The sequence below is a fragment of the Corynebacterium sp. KPL2895 genome (assembly GCF_040225815.1).
In the GTDB taxonomy this organism is placed as follows: Bacteria; Actinomycetota; Actinomycetes; order Mycobacteriales; family Mycobacteriaceae; genus Corynebacterium; species Corynebacterium rhinophilum.
On the sequence record NZ_JBEHFY010000033.1, the window covers coordinates 1 to 16,889 of the forward strand.

The following is a 16,889-nucleotide window of genomic DNA, read 5'->3' on the forward strand; positions in this document are numbered from 1 at the left end:
GGTGGGCCTCGTGGTGGGGCCATTCCTCAATGACCGCGCCATTTCCGCACAGCCTAACCGGGCCTTGGCAACGGTCAAGGACGTCGGCGTGCTGCGCACCACCGTGGATTTTCAAGATAGTGACGGGATCTACCATGCCCCGCGGCAAGGATTGCTCTATCCCACCGACCTGGGCGAGGGACAGCAGGTATGGGTGCAGTACGCCGAAGATAACCCGGATTTGGTGAAGGTAGAAGGCCGCGAGTGGACCTTGGCGGTCATACCGGCGCTGTCCGTGGCCATCGTGTCGACGCTTGGCGCAGTGGGGTTGTGGCGGCTTATTAACCTGAACACCCGCCGCGCTGAAAAATCCCGCTGAAAAATAATTTACCTAGATTTTTCATTGGATTCACCAAAGGCCGAGAAAAATAAGCCATTATGGTGGCATGCGAGTTGCAATCGTGGCCGAATCGTTCCTTCCCAATGTCAATGGCGTGACAAACTCGGTGCTGCGCGTTTTGGAGCACCTGCACGAAACCGGACACGATGCGATTGTCATCGCCCCCGGTGCCCGCGAGGGCCAAGAAGAAATCCCCGATTATTTGGGCTTTCCCATCTACCGCGTGCCCACCGTGCGCGTGCCGCTGGTGGATTCGCTGCCGGTGGGCGTGCCTACCACGGCCGTGGATGACGCGCTGCGGAAGTTCAAGCCCGATATCATCCACCTAGCCAGCCCGTTTGTGTTGGGTGCAGCGGGCGCATTTTCGGCCCGCCAACAGCGCATTCCGGCAGTGGCGCTCTATCAAACCGATGTCGCCGGGTTCGCCACCAAGTACCACGCCTCCGCATTGGCCTATGGCGTGTGGGAGTGGCTGCGTACCATCCACAATTCCTGCCAGATGACCCTGGCACCGTCCTCGCTAACCATCCGGGACTTGGAAAAACACCACATCAAGCACGTGCGCCACTGGGGCCGCGGCGTCAATGCCGAGCTATTCCATCCCGAAAAGCGCTCTGCATCCCTGCGCCGCAGCTGGGACCGGAGCGGAAAGAAGAACATAGTCGGCTTCGTCGGCCGCTTGGCCGCGGAAAAGGGCGTGCACCGCCTATCGGCACTCAATGACCGCGAGGATATTCAGCTGGTTATTGTCGGTGACGGCCCCGAGCGCCCGCTATTGGAGGCGCAGCTTCCCAGCGCCGTGTTCACCGGCGCGCTGAGCGGTGAGGAGCTAGCGCAGGCCTATGCCTCGTTCGATGTCTTTGTGCACGCCGGCGAATTTGAAACCTTCTGTCAGTCCATCCAAGAGGCCCAAGCCTCTGGCGTGCCCACCATCGGCCCGCGGGCAGGCGGGCCCGTGGATCTTATCCAGGAAGGCTATAACGGCCTGCTTTTAGACGTGGATAGCTTTGTCGAGGACCTGCCCAATGCCGTCGATGCACTCTTAAACCCAGAGGTGCACGCGGAATTGCGGGATAATGCCCGCGCATCCATTTCTTCGAAGACGTGGACCGCGCTGTGCGAGCAGCTGGTGGGCTACTACGAAGAGGTGCTGGAAGATACCCGGCGGGTGCCGCTGACCATTTTGGGGCAGCGCCCGGAGCTGCCGCGGTGGGCGGCTCGTGCCCTTGGGGCCCGCGTAGCCTAGACTAGGCATTTGTGTCTAAGGCAGATCTGGATAAAAAGCCCTTCGACGTCGCGCGCATGTTTGACGCCGTCGGCGAAAAATACGACCTCACCAATACCGTCTTGTCCTTTGGGCAGGACAAGCGCTGGCGCAAGCGCACCCGCGAGCGCCTGAACCTGCAGCCGGGGGAGAAGGTCCTCGACCTCGCGGCCGGAACCGCGGTATCCACAGAAGAGCTGTCCAAATCCGGTGCATGGTGCGTAGCCTGCGACTTTTCGCGCGGCATGCTCGCCGCCGGAAGCGAGCGCGACGTGCCCAAGGTGGCTGGCGATGGCATGAAATTGCCTTTTGCGGATAATACGTTTGACGCCGTCACCGTCTCCTATGGCCTGCGCAATATCCACGATTACGAGCTGGGGCTGCGGGAAATGGCGCGCGTGACCAAGCCGGGCGGGCGCCTGGCGGTGGCGGAATTTTCCACGCCCATCGTCCCGGTATTTGGCACCGTGTACAAGGAATACCTCATGCGCCTGCTGCCCCCGGTTGCGCGCGTGGTCTCCTCCAACCCGGATGCCTATATTTACCTCGCGGAATCCATCCGCGCTTGGCCTGGACAAGAGGAGTTGGCGGCGGCCATCAACCGCAATGGTTGGGCCAACGCGGGCTGGCAAAACCTCACCCTGGGTATCGTTGCCTTGCACTCGGCAACGAAGCCGCTTGCCGATGCCCCACAGTAACCCCTGAAGCTCCCTAGACCGCCGCAGTGGAGGCCCACAGGGGCGTATCGCGCCGGACGGTGCCAACGGTGCGGCCGGCCGTGCGCCACAGGCGGGCGATAAGGTCGCGGTCCTCCTCCGTGATGAGGTTGCCCATAAGGCGGGCTGCCGCGGGCATCAGCAAGCGGCCCACCGGACCGCGCAGCGCCAACGGGCCCGCCACGGGCAGGAATTGCGGGTAGGTCAACAGGCGGGCGGCCGTGCGCGCAAGCAGGAAGGATTCGCCGTAGTGCTCGCGCAGGGTAGCTGGCCACGCGAGGGTGAAATCTTTCGGCCCGAGCATGCCCACCGCGAGCGCTGCGGTCTCGAGGCCGTAGTCGATGCCCTCGCCGTTTAAGGGGTTGACGCAAGCGGCGGCATCGCCAATAAGCATCCAATTGGCCCCCGCCACATTAGAGACCGCCCCGCCCATGGGCAGCAGGGCAGAGGTGACGTGTTCGATGTCCCCAAGGCCCCACTCCGCGCGCTGCTGGGCGGCGTAGAATTCCAGCAACTTTTTGGTATTAATCTTGGCCGGCCGCTGCGCGGTCGAAAGCGCGCCGACGCCGATATTGACCTGCCCAAGCTCTGCTCCCAACGGGAAAATCCACCCGTAGCCGGGCTGGACGGAATCGTCTTCGTCTTTTAATTCCACGTGCGAGTGCATCCACGGCTCGGTTGCCTGAGGGGAGGCGGCATAGGAGCGCGCGGCGATGCCATAGACCTCATCGCGGTGCCAGGTGCGGCCCAATTGCTTGCCAAAGGTAGAACGCACGCCATCGGCCACGATGAGCCATTTCGGCTGAATAATCTGCTTGCCGATGCGAAATGAGGTCACCCGGTTGCCCTCCATGACTGGGGCGCTCGCGGGGGTACCAGATATGAGCGTGGCCCCGGCGGCGGTGGCAGCCTCTACCAGCTGCGCATCGAGCCTAAAGCGCGGCAGGGCAGTGCCCACCTGGGAAGGATAGGTCTGCGGCCACGGGGCAGTGACGTCCTCGCCGTAGCCGTGCAGCTTGAGCCCGCGGTTGCGGTAGGAGGCGTTAACGGTAATGCCGAGCTTATCTAGCTGGTGCATTGCCCGCGGGGTAAGACCATCGCCGCAGGTTTTATCGCGGGGGAAGGCGGATGAATCAATGAGGACAGTCTCATAGCCAGCGCGGGCGGCGTGGATGGCCGCAGCGGCTCCGGCGGGTCCTGCACCGATGATGGCGACTTCGACAGGGCGGGGGGAATCGATCTGTTCCGACATAGGGACTATCATTGCACTAGTTCAACCCCTCAAGTGTGTTAAGGGGGCTGGTTTGGACTACGGTAGATAAACGATTATCTCTGGCTTTTAATTGCAAGGAACGCTATTTAATGACTCACGGCCACTCGCATGCCACTCACGTGGATCTTGGTGATCCACAGCTTAATGAACGCATTGGCGCGGGCATGGAAGCAGTAGAAGAAAAGCTGCGCAGTGAAACTGACCGCGGCCAGGACTTCTTGAAGGACAAGGTAAGCCATCTGTCCAAGGCAGGTGGCAAGCGCTTTCGTCCGATGATGGCACTGCTTGCCTCTGAGTACGGCACCAAACCGGGCTGTGAAGAGGTTATTAAGTCCGCCACCGTTGTGGAGATGGTGCACGTTGCCACCCTGTACCACGATGATGTGATGGATGAGGCGGACCGCCGCCGCGGCGTGGAATCCGCCAACTCCCGGTGGAATAACTCCGTAGCCATCCTTGCCGGCGATGCCCTCCTCGCACACGCCTCCCGCCTGATGAGCCAACTAGATACCCATACCGTAGGCCACTTCGCGGATACCTTTGAAGAGCTGGTGACCGGCCAGATGCGCGAGACCATTGGTGCTGGCGAAGCCAACCCCGTGGACCACTATATGGCCGTTATTCAGGAAAAGACCGCGGTGCTTATCGCCTCTGCCGGCTACCTCGGCGCGTACCACTCGGGCGCTTCTGCAGAATACGCTGCTGCGTTGAGCCGCATTGGCGGTGCCATCGGCATGATTTTCCAGATTGTGGACGATGTCATCGATATCTTCTCCGATCCAGAAGAGTCCGGAAAGACTCCGGGCACCGACCTGCGCGAGGGTGTCTTTACCCTCCCCGTCCTCTACGCCTTGGAAGAGGACGGCGAGGTGGGAGACCAGCTGCGTGAGCTGCTGACAGGCCCCCTAGAAACCGATGCTGAGGTCGAGCGTGCCATTGAGCTCCTGCGCCAGTCTGGCGGCCGTCAGCGGGCGCTAGAGGACATTAACGCCTACCTCCGCACGGTAGAAGAACAGCTTTCCGTACTGCCGGAAAATTCCGCTAGCCAAGCGCTGCGCCAGCTCGCGGATTACACCGTTCGCCGCGTGGGCTAGCTGCTTGCCTGCACCCCTCCTACACACCCCATTTTTCCCCGCTGCGCTGGCGATTTGGAGGTAGGTGGGTGCTTCATAGTAAAGTACATACACGCACCACAGAGTGCATGCCAGGTTGCCCGAGCGGCCAAAGGGAGCGGACTGTAAATCCGCCGGCATTGCCTTCAGAAGTTCGAATCTTCTACCTGGCACAACACAGGGCCCCACAAGCACAGGCTTGTGGGGCTTCGTCGTTTTCTCCTGCAGGGCGGATCTGAAAGCTCTATGGGACGCGGCACACCTTGAATAGGACTAACAGATGCTCGTGATAGCCCAGAATAAGGTTAGTTTTCAGTACGTGAACGATTGATAGGGTGTCTGCATGCGGTTGAATAAGCTTGCTATCAGTACTGTTTGCTTACCTTTAATGCTCGTAGGTTGTGGTGTGCAAGACCCTGAGCCCTCTGCAGAATCTGAGGCACCGAATAATGGCGATACTTCTCTGGAGAGTTTTGAGCCCCGTCCCTCAGACGCTCCAATACTTGGGAATGTTACGGCTGAAGGGGAGTGCGATCCGCAAGTGGTGAAAATGGATAACGAGAAGAATACGCCCCACATTCACTATGAAGGTCAACCCGGTGATGAATTAACCATCAAATATATGAATGGCGACGAAGTTGTGCAGGAGGATAGCGTTGAACTGTCCAGCACAACAACTAGTATCCAAACTGGAGCCAGTACCTATAACGGGGATTTGGACCGTGCTGAAATCGTTGCCAAAGGTCGCTCTGGTACCGATGGGACGTGTCATATCACCATTAAATAGTTGATATTCGCTGTTGAGGGAATTCTCTACCTTTAATCTCTTAGCAATCGACAAACCCAGATCCCGGGGTATCGGAATATTGAACATCTCTTGTGCTTGTTCAAGTAGTCGGTTTGGCTCGTCTAATGCTTTTTGAATCGGCTTTTCGTGTCCATTGAGAAGTATCAGGCACCGTCTCATCTTGGGAGAGAGGCGTCTTCCAGCGTTTTATTTTCGCATACGATGAAGGGCATGGAAGAAAGGCGGCTAACAACACTATTTTTTGGCAATGTAGTGCTTGAATCTCAAATCTCAGGTACGTTTCCCAAAATGTACGCTGCGGATATGCGGTCTTATTGGATGAGGCCGAGCAGAGATGGTGCCATTGCTGTTCCACTAGATGATCTTCGCGGAAAAATTACTGCGGATAGGGCTAAGGCACTTTCTGAGAAAATCTTTGAATCGGTGGCCTTAGAACTGGAAGAGAGCTATGCGGGAGGCAAAAGCCAAGCAGTACAAGAGCTTACTGCTTGGCTTTTACAAGAGTAGCTTAGAGCCCAAAGTAATCGCGCAGGTCGGCCGCGATGGCATCGAGGCGCCCAGCGTCGGGGGACTCTAGATAGCACTTGAGCTTGGGCTCGGTGCCGGAGGGACGAACGATGACGCGGTCATCGTTCTCGGTGAAGAACTTCGAGCCTTGTGCGAACTTTTCCACCTTGGATACCGGGGAGCCAGCGAGTTCGGTCGGTGGGGTGGTAGAGACCTTGTCCATTGCTTGGGTAATCAGGCTCAGGTCCTCAACACGGAAGGTCAGCGGCTGGGTGTGCAGGGCACCGACCGTGGCGTAGATATCATCCAAGCGGTCCAGGAGGCTGCTTCCGGCTGCCTTGCATTCGGCGGCGAGGCTGGCAAGCACCACGGAGGTGGAGATGCCGTCCTTATCGCGCACTGCGTTGGGATCGGGGCAGAAACCAATAGCTTCTTCGTAGCCGAAGGCCAGTTCCGGGGTGCGGGCGATCCACTTGAAACCGGTCAGGGTTTCCTCGTGGCCGAGGCCGTAGTGCGCGGCGATGCGCCCGAGCAGGCGGGACGATACGAGGGAGTTGGCGAAGTTGCCGGTAGCGCCGCGGCGAGCGAGGTAATCGCCAAGCAAGGCACCGGTCTCATCGCCACTGAGCTGGCGCCAGGTGCCATCGGTGGGAACGGCGGCGGCGCAGCGATCGGCGTCAGGGTCATAAGCGATAAGGATATCGGCACCGATTTTCTCGGCATGCTGAATACCAAGGTCTAGGGCGCCGGGCTCTTCCGGGTTGGGGAAAGAAACCGTGGGGAAATCGGGGTCAGGAGCAGCCTGTTCCGGCACCAGCGAGACATTAAAGCCGCAGCGAGACAGCAGTTCCTTACCCAGTTCGGCACCCACGCCGTGCATGGCGGTCAAAGCGATGGTGATATCGGTATTTTCACCGACCAACGCGGCTGCACGGTCGAGGTACTCCGCGCGGGTATCGACGTCCTCGATGTGATCGGAGGTGAGCGGGACCTCATCGGCATAGGGGGCCTTAGCGATGACGGCGGCGATTTCCTTATCGGCCGGGGAGATGAGCTGCACGCCCTCGCCCGGGCCGGTGGCAACGCGGCCACCCAGGTACACCTTGTAGCCATTATCGGCGGGCGGGTTGTGGGAGGCGGTAACCATAATGCCGGCGTCCGCGCCCAAAGAACGCACCGTGAAGGCGGTCAGCGGGGTCGGATTCTGCGCAGGCAGGACTAAGGCCTTTCCGCCAGCGGCGGAGATAACCTGCGCGGCATCGCGCTGGAACTGCGCGGAGCCGTGGCGGGCATCGCAGCCGATGACAACGACCGGGGTATCGACCTGCTGCTTGAGCCAGGTAATAAGACCGTAGGTGGTGCGAATGACCACGGCGCGGTTCATGCGGGATTCGCCCGCGCCCACGGCAGCGCGCAGGCCCGCGGTACCAAAGTTCAGGGGCCCGCGAAGGCGGCGGCGAGTTCTTCGGAGTTATCTTCCTCGATCCACGTGAGCACCTGACGGGCGGTGTCCGCATCCGGATCGTGTTCGGCCCAAGTGCGGGCGTAGTCGATATCGAAGGTCTTATCCACAGACATGGCTTAAAGCTCCTCGAGGATCTTGGCAGAGGAGGACAGCCCCAGGCGGCTGGCGCCGGCCTCGATCATGGCGAGGGCATCCTCGGCGGTACGGATGCCGCCGGAGGCCTTCACGCCCAGCTTGTCGCCTACGGTCTCGCGCATGAGCTTGACTGCGTGGGTGGAGGCACCGCCGGCGGGGTGGAAACCTGTGGAGGTCTTTACAAAGTCCGCCTGAGCGGCAGCGGCGGCCTGGCAGGCGAGGACAATGGCGGCATCGGAAAGCGCGGCAGACTCGATGATGACCTTGAGCACCTCGCCTGGGATGGCATCGCGCACGGCCTGGATTTCTGCCTGCAGCTCCTCGGCGCGGCCCTCGATGGCCAGCGGGATGTTGATGACCATGTCTACTTCCTCGGCGCCATCGGCAACCGCGCGGGCTGCCTCAGCAGCCTTGATTTCCGGCTTGACGGCGCCGGAAGGAAAGCCCACGACCGTGGCGACGTGGAGGGACTCTGGGGTCTCGAGCGGCAGGGCGGAAGGGGAGACGCACACGGCATAGGTGCCAAGCTCGGTGGCCTCTTCTACCAAGGTGCGGAACTGCTCCGGGGTGGCCTCTGGCTTGAGCAGGGTGTGGTCGATGTAGGAAGCAACGTCTGAGCGGGTGAGGTTCTGGGAAGTCATGATTTTCTCCTTTAGGAAACTGGGGCGGGTTCGTTTTTAGCCATCTTCAGATCTGAAATGATGTACAGCGCGGAACCGAAGAGGGCGATGACGGTGAGAATGAGCAGGGTGGTGGTGTAGCTGGTGGACTCCATCAGCTTGGCGGTGTACGCAATGCCCAGCGGGATGGCGATATTGATGGTGAGGTTATAAAAGCCGATGGCGATACCGGACTTGGCTGCGGTGATATTGCGCAGCGCAGTATTGACCAGTGGTGCATACATCAGGGAAAAGCCGCTGGCAAAGGCAATGATGGTGATAACAAGCACGGCCACGTGAACCTGTGCAAAGAGCGCGGCAATGAATAAGGAACCTGCAACCAAAGCAAAAGCGGTATAGATGGTGGATCGAGACGAGAGCACCGTGCCGATCTTGCCGGATAAAACACCGACGAGCACGGCGCAGGCATAGCCAGGAATGAGCAACAACGAAGCACGGTCAAGGCTCATGCCGTGCAGGTCTTGGGCTGCATAGGGAAGCAGGAAGATAAAGCCCAGCTGGGTGGAATAGACAAAGAGCACCATGACGATGGTCCACACGTAGCGTCCATTGGTAAAGAATTCCGGGGTGACCACGGGGTTCTTTGCGTTCTTGATGTGCACGATGAACAGGACTAAGCCAATGGCTGCCAAGACGAGCCAGTACCAGGCGTAATCCTGCATAAACATGATGAGAGCGCTGGCGAAGACGGCGACAAAGAACAGGCCAAGTGCGTCCAGGTGGCCCTCCACGGCCTCATCTTCCGGCACATTTTTAATGATGGGCGGAATGGTGAGCAGGAGGATAAGTGGGATGAGGAACATCGCCGTCCAGGACACGTAAGTGGAGATGAACCCAGAGGTCAGCGCACCAATGAGCAGGCCGGCCTGGAAGGCAGCGGTGGAAAAGCCGAGGTAGGTCTTTTGATCATCCTCACTCAAGTGCTTGGTCACGTAGATGACATAGAGCGTCTCAGCGGCGGCCAAACCGGTGGTCTGAATCAAACGCCCAGTCAACACCATGGCCCACGAACCGGAGAAAATGAAAGCCAGGATGGAACCCACGGCCACAAACCCGATACCGGTCAGCATGAGCTTCCGAATAGAGATGGAGTCCGCCAAGGCGGCGTAGACGACGGCACCGATACCAATGATGACGCCGGCCAGCGAGGCCTGCAGCGAAGCGGTCTTATCGGAGATCTCCAGCGCTTCCGCGATCGGCATGGTCATCGTCTTGAATCCATTGTCAATGATGAGAGAGAAGACGAAGACGAAAAGGAGGATAGGGACGGCCGCCTTGGGGTTAACCTGGGTGCGATCCCCCGGCATGGCCTTAACTTTTTTCAGCATGGAAGTTGTCCTTTGTGGGAAGAGGAGCTTAGTCGACTGCGTTAAGCGGCAAGGCGAGTTTCATCATGGTGTGGAATGCACTCTGGCGGTCCTCGGCAGAAAGCTGGGTGCCGTTGACCACATTGTCTGAGACGGTGAATAGGCCCAAGGCGTCGACACCGGCCTCGGCGGCGGTGGCATAGAGTGCGGCGGATTCCATTTCCACACCAAGCACGCCCATGTGCGCCCAGCGGCCGTTGACGGTCTTATCCATGTGGTAGAACATGTCAGAACTTAGGATATTGCCCACGTGGATCGGGGTCTCCTGGCGCTCGGCCTCATCTACCAGCGCCTTGAGTAGCTTCCAAGATGCGGTGGGGGCGTAGGTGCCCGGCAGGTCATACTGTGACAGGAAGTTGGAATCGGTAGAAGCAGAAGATGCCACGATGACATCGTGCAATTCGATGTCTTCTTGCATAGCACCGATGGAGCCGACGCGGATGAGCTTTTTCGCACCGAACTTATGGATCAATTCCCAGGAGTAGATACCGATAGAGGGAATTCCCATACCGGTGCCCATAACGGAGATGGGCTTGCCGTTGTAGGTGCCGGTAAAGCCCAGCATGTTGCGGATTTCATTGAATTGGACGACATCTTCCAAGAAGGTATCCGCGATGAATTTGGCGCGGAGGGGATCGCCGGGCAGCAAAACGGTCTCTGCGATGGGGGTGCCGTGCGGGTTGATGTGCGGGGTGGAAATCTCAGTCTGAGACATGGAGTACTCCTCAACGTGGACTGGTGGACTGTGTCACCAGTCAGTTTAGCCCCCGCGGCACCAATGTCAATGAAATAATTAACAAATGTGCATTAATGGTGAGGAAGGCGACTCTCTGTAGAGTTCACCAGTTTGTGCGCCGTGGTTTGATCCGTGACTAGGTGGGTGGCAAGGCCCATATCCAAGGCGACCTGTAGTGCCTCGGCCTTATGAGCACCGCCGGCTACTAAGACGCGGGTGGGACGCGTTGCTAAATCGCTCAGGCTAATGCCAACGGTGCGCTCATCCACCGCCTGGCTGGCAACGTCGCCTTGGGTGGTGAAAAAGCGCGAGCATACATCTCCCACAGCATTGGTGAGCAATTCTTCCTCTTCGCTTTCGGTGAGATATCCCAAATTAAGTGCGAGCGATTCTTTCTTCATCGCGCCGACGGTAAATACCGCCACGCTTACTGATGCCCCCATCTGCAAAATCTTGGCAATATGCCTATCGCGGGAGACCCACTCTTTGGCCTCGACGGAATCGAAGATCACCGGGAGGGGAAGCAGGTGGGCCTCGGCATTAAAGGCCTGGGTAAATGCCTGCATAGTCTGCAGATCCTTGGTGGAGCGCTCCGAGTGAGAATGCCCGCCCTTGAGCTGGATGATGTCCACACCCTCCAGTGGCCGCTTGCGCAAATGGGAGGCCACCGCGGACATGGTTTCGCCCCAGGACAAGCCCACCGAGGTGTGATCGGTAATGAGCTCTTCCAATAGGGCGGCGCCAGCGCTGCCTAAATCCGCGAGCAGGGATCCGCCGGGAGGGGTGGCGGTGACGCGGGCATCGGCAAGCGAAAAGCGCTCGCAGAGCGCAGAAACCAGCTCATCGGACTGCTCGCGGGGATCGGTAATACTCACGGTGACAAAGCCGCGCTCGGCGGCATGAGTGAGTAACTTGGAGACCGTCGGCCGGGAAATCCCCAGGTGAGCCGCCACCTCCGCCTGCGAGAACCCGGAGTTGTAGTAGAGCTTCGCGGCGTCGATAGAAAGACAGTCTTTATGATCCAGCATGTCTTTCATTCAAGCACACCAGGCGGGCAGGATCACCATCGTATAAGCGTCTGAAATTTCCACACTTATGCCCGCTGACGTGGCGATTTGTGCAAAGTGGAGGTGTCAGGTTACATTATTGAAGTCCGCAACGGAGAGCACAACGAAATATTGACGTGCTTGATGCTGGGATATGCCCCCTTAGCTCAGTCGGCAGAGCGTTTCCATGGTAAGGAAAAGGTCGACAGTTCGATTCTGTCAGGGGGCTCCATTCATGTCTGGAGGAAATATCTTCCTGCAGGATGAAGGTGTTCACCATGGCGGTGTAGCTCAGTGGTAGAGCAAGCGACTCATAATCGCTGTGTCGCGAGTTCAATTCTCGCCATCGCTACCGGGAAAGAAAAGCGCCATTACGGCGCTTTTTTACTACCGTGCCTATGGCCTTAACGGCGTCCTGGTTTCCGTGCGGAATTAGGTATCTGGTAAGGTCATCGGCGCGTGACTTTCTAGTGTCACGGAAAATAAAATAGGGGCGTGGCGCAATTGGTAGCGCAACGGTCTCCAAAACCGTAGGTTGCAGGTTCGAGTCCTGTCGCCCCTGCAAGGATCCCCGGCATCTGCTTTCCAGATGGCGGGGATGTTTTTGTCACAGATGCGGCTCACCCGCCCTGGCATGCTTTCCTGCCCGTGCACCTTTTGCTAGGGTTGACAAAGTTATGTCTGGGCGGAGGTTCATGCCTAGAAAAAGATTTCATTTCCCAAGGAGGGTTAGCTGTGAGCGATGAGCAGCAGCCGAAGGACTCGGCGGCCCCGCGTCCTACCGGTAAGCGCCAGCTTTCTGGTGCGGCTTCCACGACCTCCACGGACTCGGCGAAGAAGAACGTCGTCCGCGTTGAGGATAAAAACAGCACCGAGAGCCCGGGTGGCGGCGTCGCCGCATTCCCCGGCGAGGTTGTCTCTGAAATGAAGAAGGTGGTCTGGCCCACCCGTGGAGAGATGCTGCAGTACACCCTCATCACGTTCGCCTTCTTGATCGTCATCACCGCGCTTGTTTGGGGCGTCGATACCCTGGCTGGCCTCGGAGTTGAGAAGATTCTGACTAATTAGCTAGAATGGCCACCACAAACTTTTATCCCGCTGTTTCCGCACTCCGGAACGGCGGGATACTTTTTGCCCACACGCGCCGCGGGTAGGCTGGTTCTACAACACGCGCCGATGACATTTTGGAGTACCACTCATGAGCGACGAAAATAACGTCGAAAACCCAGGAACCTCCCTAGAGGAGGTCATGCAGTCCAACGTGCAGGAGCAGGCTGCAGAGCACGCCAGCGCAGTCGAGGACGCCCAAGAGGAGGCCGCAGCACCGGCTGAGGCTGACACCGCTGGCGCAGAAGACGCTGCGCTTGCCGATGCCCCTTCGGCGGAGGCCGAGGCCGCCGCAGAGGCCCCCGCCGAGACCGAGGAAGAGGCCGAGGACGCCGCTTACCGCAAGCGCCTGCGCGAATTCACCCGCGAGCTGAAGAAACAGCCGGGCCAGTGGTACATCATCCAGTGCTACTCCGGCTACGAGAACAAGGTGCGCACAAACCTCGACATGCGTGCGCAGACCCTTGAGGTGGAAGACTCCATCTTCGAGGTCGTCGTCCCCATCGAGCAGATCATGGAAAACAAGGACGGCAAGAAGAAGATTGTAAAGCGCAAGCTGCTGCCGGGCTACGTTCTGGTACGCGCTGAGCTTAACGATGCCGCCTGGTCCGTCATCCGCGAAACCCCCGGCGTTACCTCCTTCGTGGGCAATGAAGGCAACGCGACGCCGGTGAAGACCCGCGACGTGGCTAAGTTCCTCATGCCGAACGAAGCTCCCGCCACCAAGGGCGAGGCCGCTGCGAACGAGCAAGAGGGCGAGCAGGTCGTTGAAATGCCGGAGAAGGAAGTGGCCAAGAAGTACGCCCACGACTTCGAGGTGGGCGAGGCCGTTACCATCCTGTCCGGCCCGCTGGCTGCCGTGTCCGCCACCATCTCCGAAATTGACCCGGAGACCGGCAAGATGCAGGGCCTAGTCTCCATCTTCGGCCGCGAAACCCCAGTGGAGTTGTCGCCGACGGAAATCGAGCGCATTTCTTAAAAAATGATTTTGTGCAGGGCGCACGGTGTTCTAGACTGGAACGCCGTGCGCCTTTTGCGTGCGCACACGTAAATCGTTTCATCCTCCGGTGGCCCACTGAGGTGAGCATCCGGACGGGCCGCGTTATTCATCGTGACGCAGGTTCGGTACCACAGGAAAGAGGTAATTCGATGGCTCCAAAGAAGAAGGTATCTGGCTTCATCAAGCTGCAGATCGAGGCTGGCGCCGCTAACCCGGCACCGCCAGTTGGCCCGGCACTGGGTGCCCACGGCGTCAACATCATGGAATTCTGCAAGGCTTATAACGCCGCTACCGAGAACCAGCGTGGCAACGTGGTTCCTGTTGAGATCACCGTCTACGAAGACCGCTCCTTCGACTTCAAGCTGAAGACCCCGCCGGCAGCCAAGCTGCTGCTGAAGGCCGCTGGCGTCCAGAAGGGTTCCGGTGTTCCGCACACCGATAAGGTCGGCACCGTCACCTGGGATCAGTGCAAGGAAATTGCACAGACCAAGTTCGAGGACCTCAACGCCCGCGACATCGAGGCCGGCGCACACATCATCGCTGGTACCGCCCGTTCCATGGGCCTTAACATCGATGGCGCACCGGAGAAGTAAAAACTTTATGTGGTAGGGCCAGCTTCGGCCCGCCAAATACCACGCCAATCCAGAAAAGGAATTGTTAAATGAGCACCAAGTCTAAGGCTTATAAGGCCGCTGCGGAACTAGTAGATAAGTCCCGCCTGTACCGTCCGATCGAGGCCGCAAAGTTGGCCAAGGAGACCTCCTCCAAGAATTTCGACGCCACCGTTGACGTCGTCTTCCGCTTGGGCGTTGACCCACGCAAGGCTGACCAGCTGGTGCGCGGCACCGTTTCCCTGCCTAACGGCACCGGTAAGGACGTTCGCGTCGCCGTCTTCGCAGAGGGCGAAAAGGCTACCGCAGCCCAGGAAGCTGGCGCTGACATCGTCGGCACCTCCGAGTTGATCGAGCAGATCAACGAGGGCAATCTGAACTTCGACGTTGCCATCGCTACCCCGGACCAGATGGCCAAGGTTGGCCGCGTCGCCCGCGTCTTGGGCCCACGTGGTCTGATGCCTAACCCGAAGACCGGTACCGTGACCAATGACGTTGCTAAGGCAATTAGCGAGGTTAAGGGCGGTAAGATCTCCTTCCGCGTGGACAAGGCTGCAAACCTGCACGCCATCCTTGGTAAGGCTTCCTTCGATGCTGAGAAGCTCGCTGAGAACTACGGCGCCCTCATGGATGAGATCCAGCGCCTGAAGCCTGCTTCCGCTAAGGGCATCTACATCAAGCGTGCCACCATCTCCACCACCTCCGGCCCAGGCATTCCTGTGGACGGCTCCGTGCAGAAGGGCTACACCGACTAAGACGGTGATAGCGCATAGCGCGTGAATGAAGACCCCGAGGATTTTCCTTGGGGTCTTTTGCATCGTTCAACAGGCCTTGCGGTGTGAACGAAAAGTCTAGGTATTGAGCGTTAGTCTGCGCCTTTGATCTCGGCGTAGGCATCTAGGGCCGCCTGGCGCGACTGCCTGAGATCCACGATGGGTGGGGTGGATAGCGTGGGAGCCCAGCAGCGGATATAGGCGCCTTCGGGGTCGAAGCGCTGTGCCTGGGTTTCAGGGTTGAAGATGCGGAAGAAGGGCGCGGCATCATCGCCGCAGCCGGCCACCCATTGCCAGTTAAATGGGTTGGACGCGGCATCGGCATCCACCAGGGTGTCCCAAAACCATTCCTCGCCTAGGCGCCAATGGATTCCCAGGTTCTTGGTGAGAAACGATCCCACCACCATGCGCACGCGATTGTGCATGTATCCGGTTTTCCAGAGTTCGCGCATACCGGCATCGACAAGTGGTATACCCGTCGTCCCGTCCTGCCAATCCCTCAGCCGCGGGTCATCCCAGGACCAGTCGAAGCGGTCGAACTGTTGCCGCACGTTGCGGGTGGCCAGATCGGGTAGGTGGTAGAGCCGGTGCCAGGCAAAGTCGCGCCACAGCAACTCGGAGTGGAACTTCTCCGTGTCGGGTTCCTCGGCGGCGGCCAGCCAAACTTCGCGTGGGGATACCTCGCCAAAGCGCAGGTGCGGCGATAGCAGAGAGGTGGCGTTGTGCGCGGGTATATCGCGTTCTCTGGCATAGTGAGTTAAGTCGAGCTGGGCTAGGCGTTCGCGCGCACCTGCCTCCCCTGGCGTCCAATACTGGGCGAGCGACGCAGCCCACTTCGGTTCAGCGGCGCTGGGATCGGGCCAGCTGCTGCTTGCCGATGCCCCCATCTCCCGCCGCGACAGCAATTCCGGCACGGGCAGCGGTTCGTCATCAGCGAGTTGGGACCGCGCGGCGGCCCCAAAGGGAGTAAAGACCTTATAAGGCTTGCCCTGGCCATTAGTTACCTCCCATGGCTCCACGAGGGTGAAACCGGGGTAGGAGGTGGCGTTAATTCCGGAATCTGCGAGCGCTGCTTTTACTGTGGCGTCGACTTCGCGCAGCGGGCCGTGGTAGCGGCGGGTCCAGGTGACGGTATCGGCGCCAATCTCCCGGGCGGTGCGGGGAATGACGGCGCGGGCATCCCCGGTAGCGCGGAGAAGCTTCACCCCGCAGGTTGCGAGGTCCTGCGCAAGGGCATAAAGCGAGCGCTCCCGCCACCAATTGCTGGCACCACCGAGGGGTCGGGTCCCGGGGTAGGCGGGCTCATCGAGAACTATGGCCACTAACTCTGGCTTTGAACCGTCTTTATCATCGGTGGCGGCTTGCGCTGCGCGGGTGAGAGCCTGGTTATCGGATAAGCGCAGGTCATCGCGAAACCACATGAGGGAAGTCATAGTAGATAGCCTACGCGGCTGGGCAATTTGGGAATACGAGGAAAGTACGGTAGTATCACTTGTGAAGTTTGAACGGCCTGGTGGCCGAGTCAAAGTTCACCGAAGACCGTTGGTCATCCATTAAGGATTGAAAGTTCTCCCCCATGGAGGCGGCCCACGCAGGAGACACTTTGCGCATTCCGCGGCATTTCCCATGTCGCACGCCCTGTGCTCTTGCACGGGGCTTTTCTTTTTGGAAGGCCCCGGCGGAAAATAAAAGAGATGTTTTGGAAGGAGGCGAGAGACAATGGCAAACCCAAAGAACACTGCAGACTTGGCAGAGCTGAAGGAGAAGCTGGCCGATTCTAGCTCCGTCGTTTTGACTGAGTACCGCGGCCTGACCGTATCCCAGCTGCAGGAGCTGCGTAACAACCTGGGCTTTGACGTTGACTACTCCGTCGCCAAGAACACCCTCTTCAAGATCGCTGCCAACGAAGC

17 protein-coding genes, 4 tRNA genes and 1 pseudogene are annotated in these 16,889 nt (G+C 59.1%); 15 read left to right on the forward strand and 7 right to left on the reverse strand.

Annotated elements, in window-relative coordinates; genetic code table 11:
- From ABRP95_RS11290 to ABRP95_RS11300, 3 genes are all read left to right on the forward strand, one after another.
- A partial coding sequence (locus ABRP95_RS11290; protein WP_349839461.1) for a DUF3592 domain-containing protein occupies window positions 1-358 on the forward strand: 358 nt, incomplete at its 5' end.
- Window positions 359-425: 67 nt separating this feature from the next.
- On the forward strand, window positions 426-1,625 hold the full coding sequence (locus ABRP95_RS11295; protein WP_284770886.1) for a glycosyltransferase family 4 protein: 1,200 nt from the start codon (window positions 426-428) through the stop codon (window positions 1,623-1,625).
- Window positions 1,626-1,636: 11 nt separating this feature from the next.
- A complete protein-coding gene (locus ABRP95_RS11300; protein ID WP_284785678.1) occupies window positions 1,637-2,341 on the forward strand; it encodes a demethylmenaquinone methyltransferase in 705 nt (234 codons plus the stop codon).
- Between the two features lie 13 nt (window positions 2,342-2,354).
- Here ABRP95_RS11300 and ABRP95_RS11305 read toward each other — a convergent pair whose 3' ends face one another.
- Complete coding sequence (locus ABRP95_RS11305) at window positions 2,355-3,623, reverse strand: geranylgeranyl reductase family protein (RefSeq protein WP_284785675.1); 1,269 nt, start codon at window positions 3,621-3,623, stop codon at window positions 2,355-2,357.
- A 98-nt stretch (window positions 3,624-3,721) separates the two neighbouring features.
- On the opposite strand from ABRP95_RS11305, the gene ABRP95_RS11310 reads away from it, so the two are divergent.
- From ABRP95_RS11310 to ABRP95_RS11325, 4 genes are all read left to right on the forward strand, one after another.
- On the forward strand, window positions 3,722-4,726 hold the full coding sequence (locus ABRP95_RS11310; RefSeq protein ID WP_284770888.1) for a polyprenyl synthetase family protein: 1,005 nt from the start codon (window positions 3,722-3,724) through the stop codon (window positions 4,724-4,726).
- 109 nt (window positions 4,727-4,835) lie between these two features.
- A tRNA-Tyr gene (locus tag ABRP95_RS11315) sits at window positions 4,836-4,917 on the forward strand.
- A 170-nt stretch (window positions 4,918-5,087) separates the two neighbouring features.
- Window positions 5,088-5,531, forward strand: a complete 444-nt coding sequence (locus ABRP95_RS11320) for a hypothetical protein (RefSeq protein ID WP_284781949.1) — start codon at window positions 5,088-5,090, stop codon at window positions 5,529-5,531.
- Between the two features lie 231 nt (window positions 5,532-5,762).
- Window positions 5,763-6,059, forward strand: coding sequence for a hypothetical protein (locus tag ABRP95_RS11325; RefSeq protein WP_284781948.1), 297 nt, complete (start codon window positions 5,763-5,765; stop codon window positions 6,057-6,059).
- Between the two features lies 1 nt (window position 6,060).
- On the opposite strand, the pseudogene ABRP95_RS11330 reads toward ABRP95_RS11325, so the two are convergent.
- The 5 genes and pseudogenes from ABRP95_RS11330 to ABRP95_RS11350 all read right to left on the reverse strand — a co-directional run bounded on the left by ABRP95_RS11330 (window position 6,061) and on the right by ABRP95_RS11350 (window position 11,470).
- A pseudogene (locus ABRP95_RS11330) lies at window positions 6,061-7,637 on the reverse strand (phospho-sugar mutase).
- A gap of 3 nt (window positions 7,638-7,640) precedes the next feature.
- A complete protein-coding gene (deoC, locus tag ABRP95_RS11335; RefSeq protein ID WP_284770892.1) occupies window positions 7,641-8,300 on the reverse strand; it encodes a deoxyribose-phosphate aldolase in 660 nt (219 codons plus the stop codon).
- Window positions 8,301-8,311: 11 nt separating this feature from the next.
- On the reverse strand, window positions 8,312-9,667 hold the full coding sequence (locus ABRP95_RS11340; RefSeq protein WP_284852560.1) for an MFS transporter: 1,356 nt from the start codon (window positions 9,665-9,667) through the stop codon (window positions 8,312-8,314).
- A gap of 28 nt (window positions 9,668-9,695) precedes the next feature.
- A complete protein-coding gene (gene deoD / locus ABRP95_RS11345) occupies window positions 9,696-10,421 on the reverse strand; it encodes a purine-nucleoside phosphorylase (protein ID WP_284770894.1) in 726 nt (241 codons plus the stop codon).
- Between the two features lie 92 nt (window positions 10,422-10,513).
- A complete protein-coding gene (locus ABRP95_RS11350; RefSeq protein WP_284770895.1) occupies window positions 10,514-11,470 on the reverse strand; it encodes a sugar-binding transcriptional regulator in 957 nt (318 codons plus the stop codon).
- A gap of 174 nt (window positions 11,471-11,644) precedes the next feature.
- On the opposite strand from ABRP95_RS11350, the gene ABRP95_RS11355 reads away from it, so the two are divergent.
- The 7 genes from ABRP95_RS11355 (at window position 11,645) to rplA (ending at window position 14,961) form a co-directional block, all read left to right on the forward strand.
- Window positions 11,645-11,720: transfer RNA gene (locus ABRP95_RS11355), tRNA-Thr, on the forward strand.
- 48 nt (window positions 11,721-11,768) lie between these two features.
- Window positions 11,769-11,840: transfer RNA gene (locus ABRP95_RS11360), tRNA-Met, on the forward strand.
- Between the two features lie 137 nt (window positions 11,841-11,977).
- Window positions 11,978-12,050: transfer RNA gene (locus ABRP95_RS11365), tRNA-Trp, on the forward strand.
- A 173-nt stretch (window positions 12,051-12,223) separates the two neighbouring features.
- A complete protein-coding gene (secE, locus tag ABRP95_RS11370) occupies window positions 12,224-12,556 on the forward strand; it encodes a preprotein translocase subunit SecE (RefSeq protein WP_284770896.1) in 333 nt (110 codons plus the stop codon).
- Between the two features lie 130 nt (window positions 12,557-12,686).
- The gene (gene nusG / locus ABRP95_RS11375; protein WP_284852559.1) at window positions 12,687-13,574 is read left to right on the forward strand and encodes a transcription termination/antitermination protein NusG; all 888 of its coding nucleotides are present in this window, start codon (window positions 12,687-12,689) and stop codon (window positions 13,572-13,574) included.
- Between the two features lie 170 nt (window positions 13,575-13,744).
- Entirely contained in the window at window positions 13,745-14,188 is a 444-nt protein-coding gene (gene rplK / locus ABRP95_RS11380; protein WP_023016714.1) for a 50S ribosomal protein L11, read from the forward strand.
- A gap of 68 nt (window positions 14,189-14,256) precedes the next feature.
- Window positions 14,257-14,961 (forward strand): 50S ribosomal protein L1, encoded by a 705-nt coding sequence (gene rplA / locus ABRP95_RS11385; RefSeq protein WP_284770898.1) that lies wholly within the window; start codon window positions 14,257-14,259, stop codon window positions 14,959-14,961.
- 110 nt (window positions 14,962-15,071) lie between these two features.
- Here the strand turns inward: rplA and ABRP95_RS11390 are convergent, their stop codons facing one another.
- Window positions 15,072-16,412, reverse strand: a complete 1,341-nt coding sequence (locus tag ABRP95_RS11390; protein WP_349839462.1) for a cryptochrome/photolyase family protein — start codon at window positions 16,410-16,412, stop codon at window positions 15,072-15,074.
- A 286-nt stretch (window positions 16,413-16,698) separates the two neighbouring features.
- On the opposite strand from ABRP95_RS11390, the gene rplJ reads away from it, so the two are divergent.
- A partial coding sequence (gene rplJ, locus ABRP95_RS11395) for a 50S ribosomal protein L10 (protein ID WP_349839463.1) occupies window positions 16,699-16,889 on the forward strand: 191 nt, incomplete at its 3' end.

Excerpts from the sequence above, each read along its gene's own strand:
- ABRP95_RS11305 (WP_284785675.1), bottom strand. The coding sequence starts at position 3,623 with ATGATAGTCCCTATGTCGGAACAGATCGATTCCCCCCGCCCTGTCGAA.
- ABRP95_RS11295 (WP_284770886.1), top strand. The coding sequence starts at position 426 with ATGCGAGTTGCAATCGTGGCCGAATCGTTCCTTCCCAATGTCAATGGC.
- ABRP95_RS11340 (WP_284852560.1), bottom strand. The coding sequence starts at position 9,667 with ATGCTGAAAAAAGTTAAGGCCATGCCGGGGGATCGCACCCAGGTTAAC.
- rplK (WP_023016714.1), top strand. The coding sequence starts at position 13,745 with ATGGCTCCAAAGAAGAAGGTATCTGGCTTCATCAAGCTGCAGATCGAG.
- ABRP95_RS11325 (WP_284781948.1), top strand. The coding sequence starts at position 5,763 with ATGGAAGAAAGGCGGCTAACAACACTATTTTTTGGCAATGTAGTGCTT.
- ABRP95_RS11350 (WP_284770895.1), bottom strand. The coding sequence starts at position 11,470 with ATGCTGGATCATAAAGACTGTCTTTCTATCGACGCCGCGAAGCTCTAC.
- rplA (WP_284770898.1), top strand. The coding sequence starts at position 14,257 with ATGAGCACCAAGTCTAAGGCTTATAAGGCCGCTGCGGAACTAGTAGAT.
- nusG (WP_284852559.1), top strand. The coding sequence starts at position 12,687 with ATGAGCGACGAAAATAACGTCGAAAACCCAGGAACCTCCCTAGAGGAG.
- ABRP95_RS11320 (WP_284781949.1), top strand. The coding sequence starts at position 5,088 with ATGCGGTTGAATAAGCTTGCTATCAGTACTGTTTGCTTACCTTTAATG.
- deoD (WP_284770894.1), bottom strand. The coding sequence starts at position 10,421 with ATGTCTCAGACTGAGATTTCCACCCCGCACATCAACCCGCACGGCACC.
- deoC (WP_284770892.1), bottom strand. The coding sequence starts at position 8,300 with ATGACTTCCCAGAACCTCACCCGCTCAGACGTTGCTTCCTACATCGAC.
- ABRP95_RS11310 (WP_284770888.1), top strand. The coding sequence starts at position 3,722 with ATGACTCACGGCCACTCGCATGCCACTCACGTGGATCTTGGTGATCCA.
- ABRP95_RS11390 (WP_349839462.1), bottom strand. The coding sequence starts at position 16,412 with ATGACTTCCCTCATGTGGTTTCGCGATGACCTGCGCTTATCCGATAAC.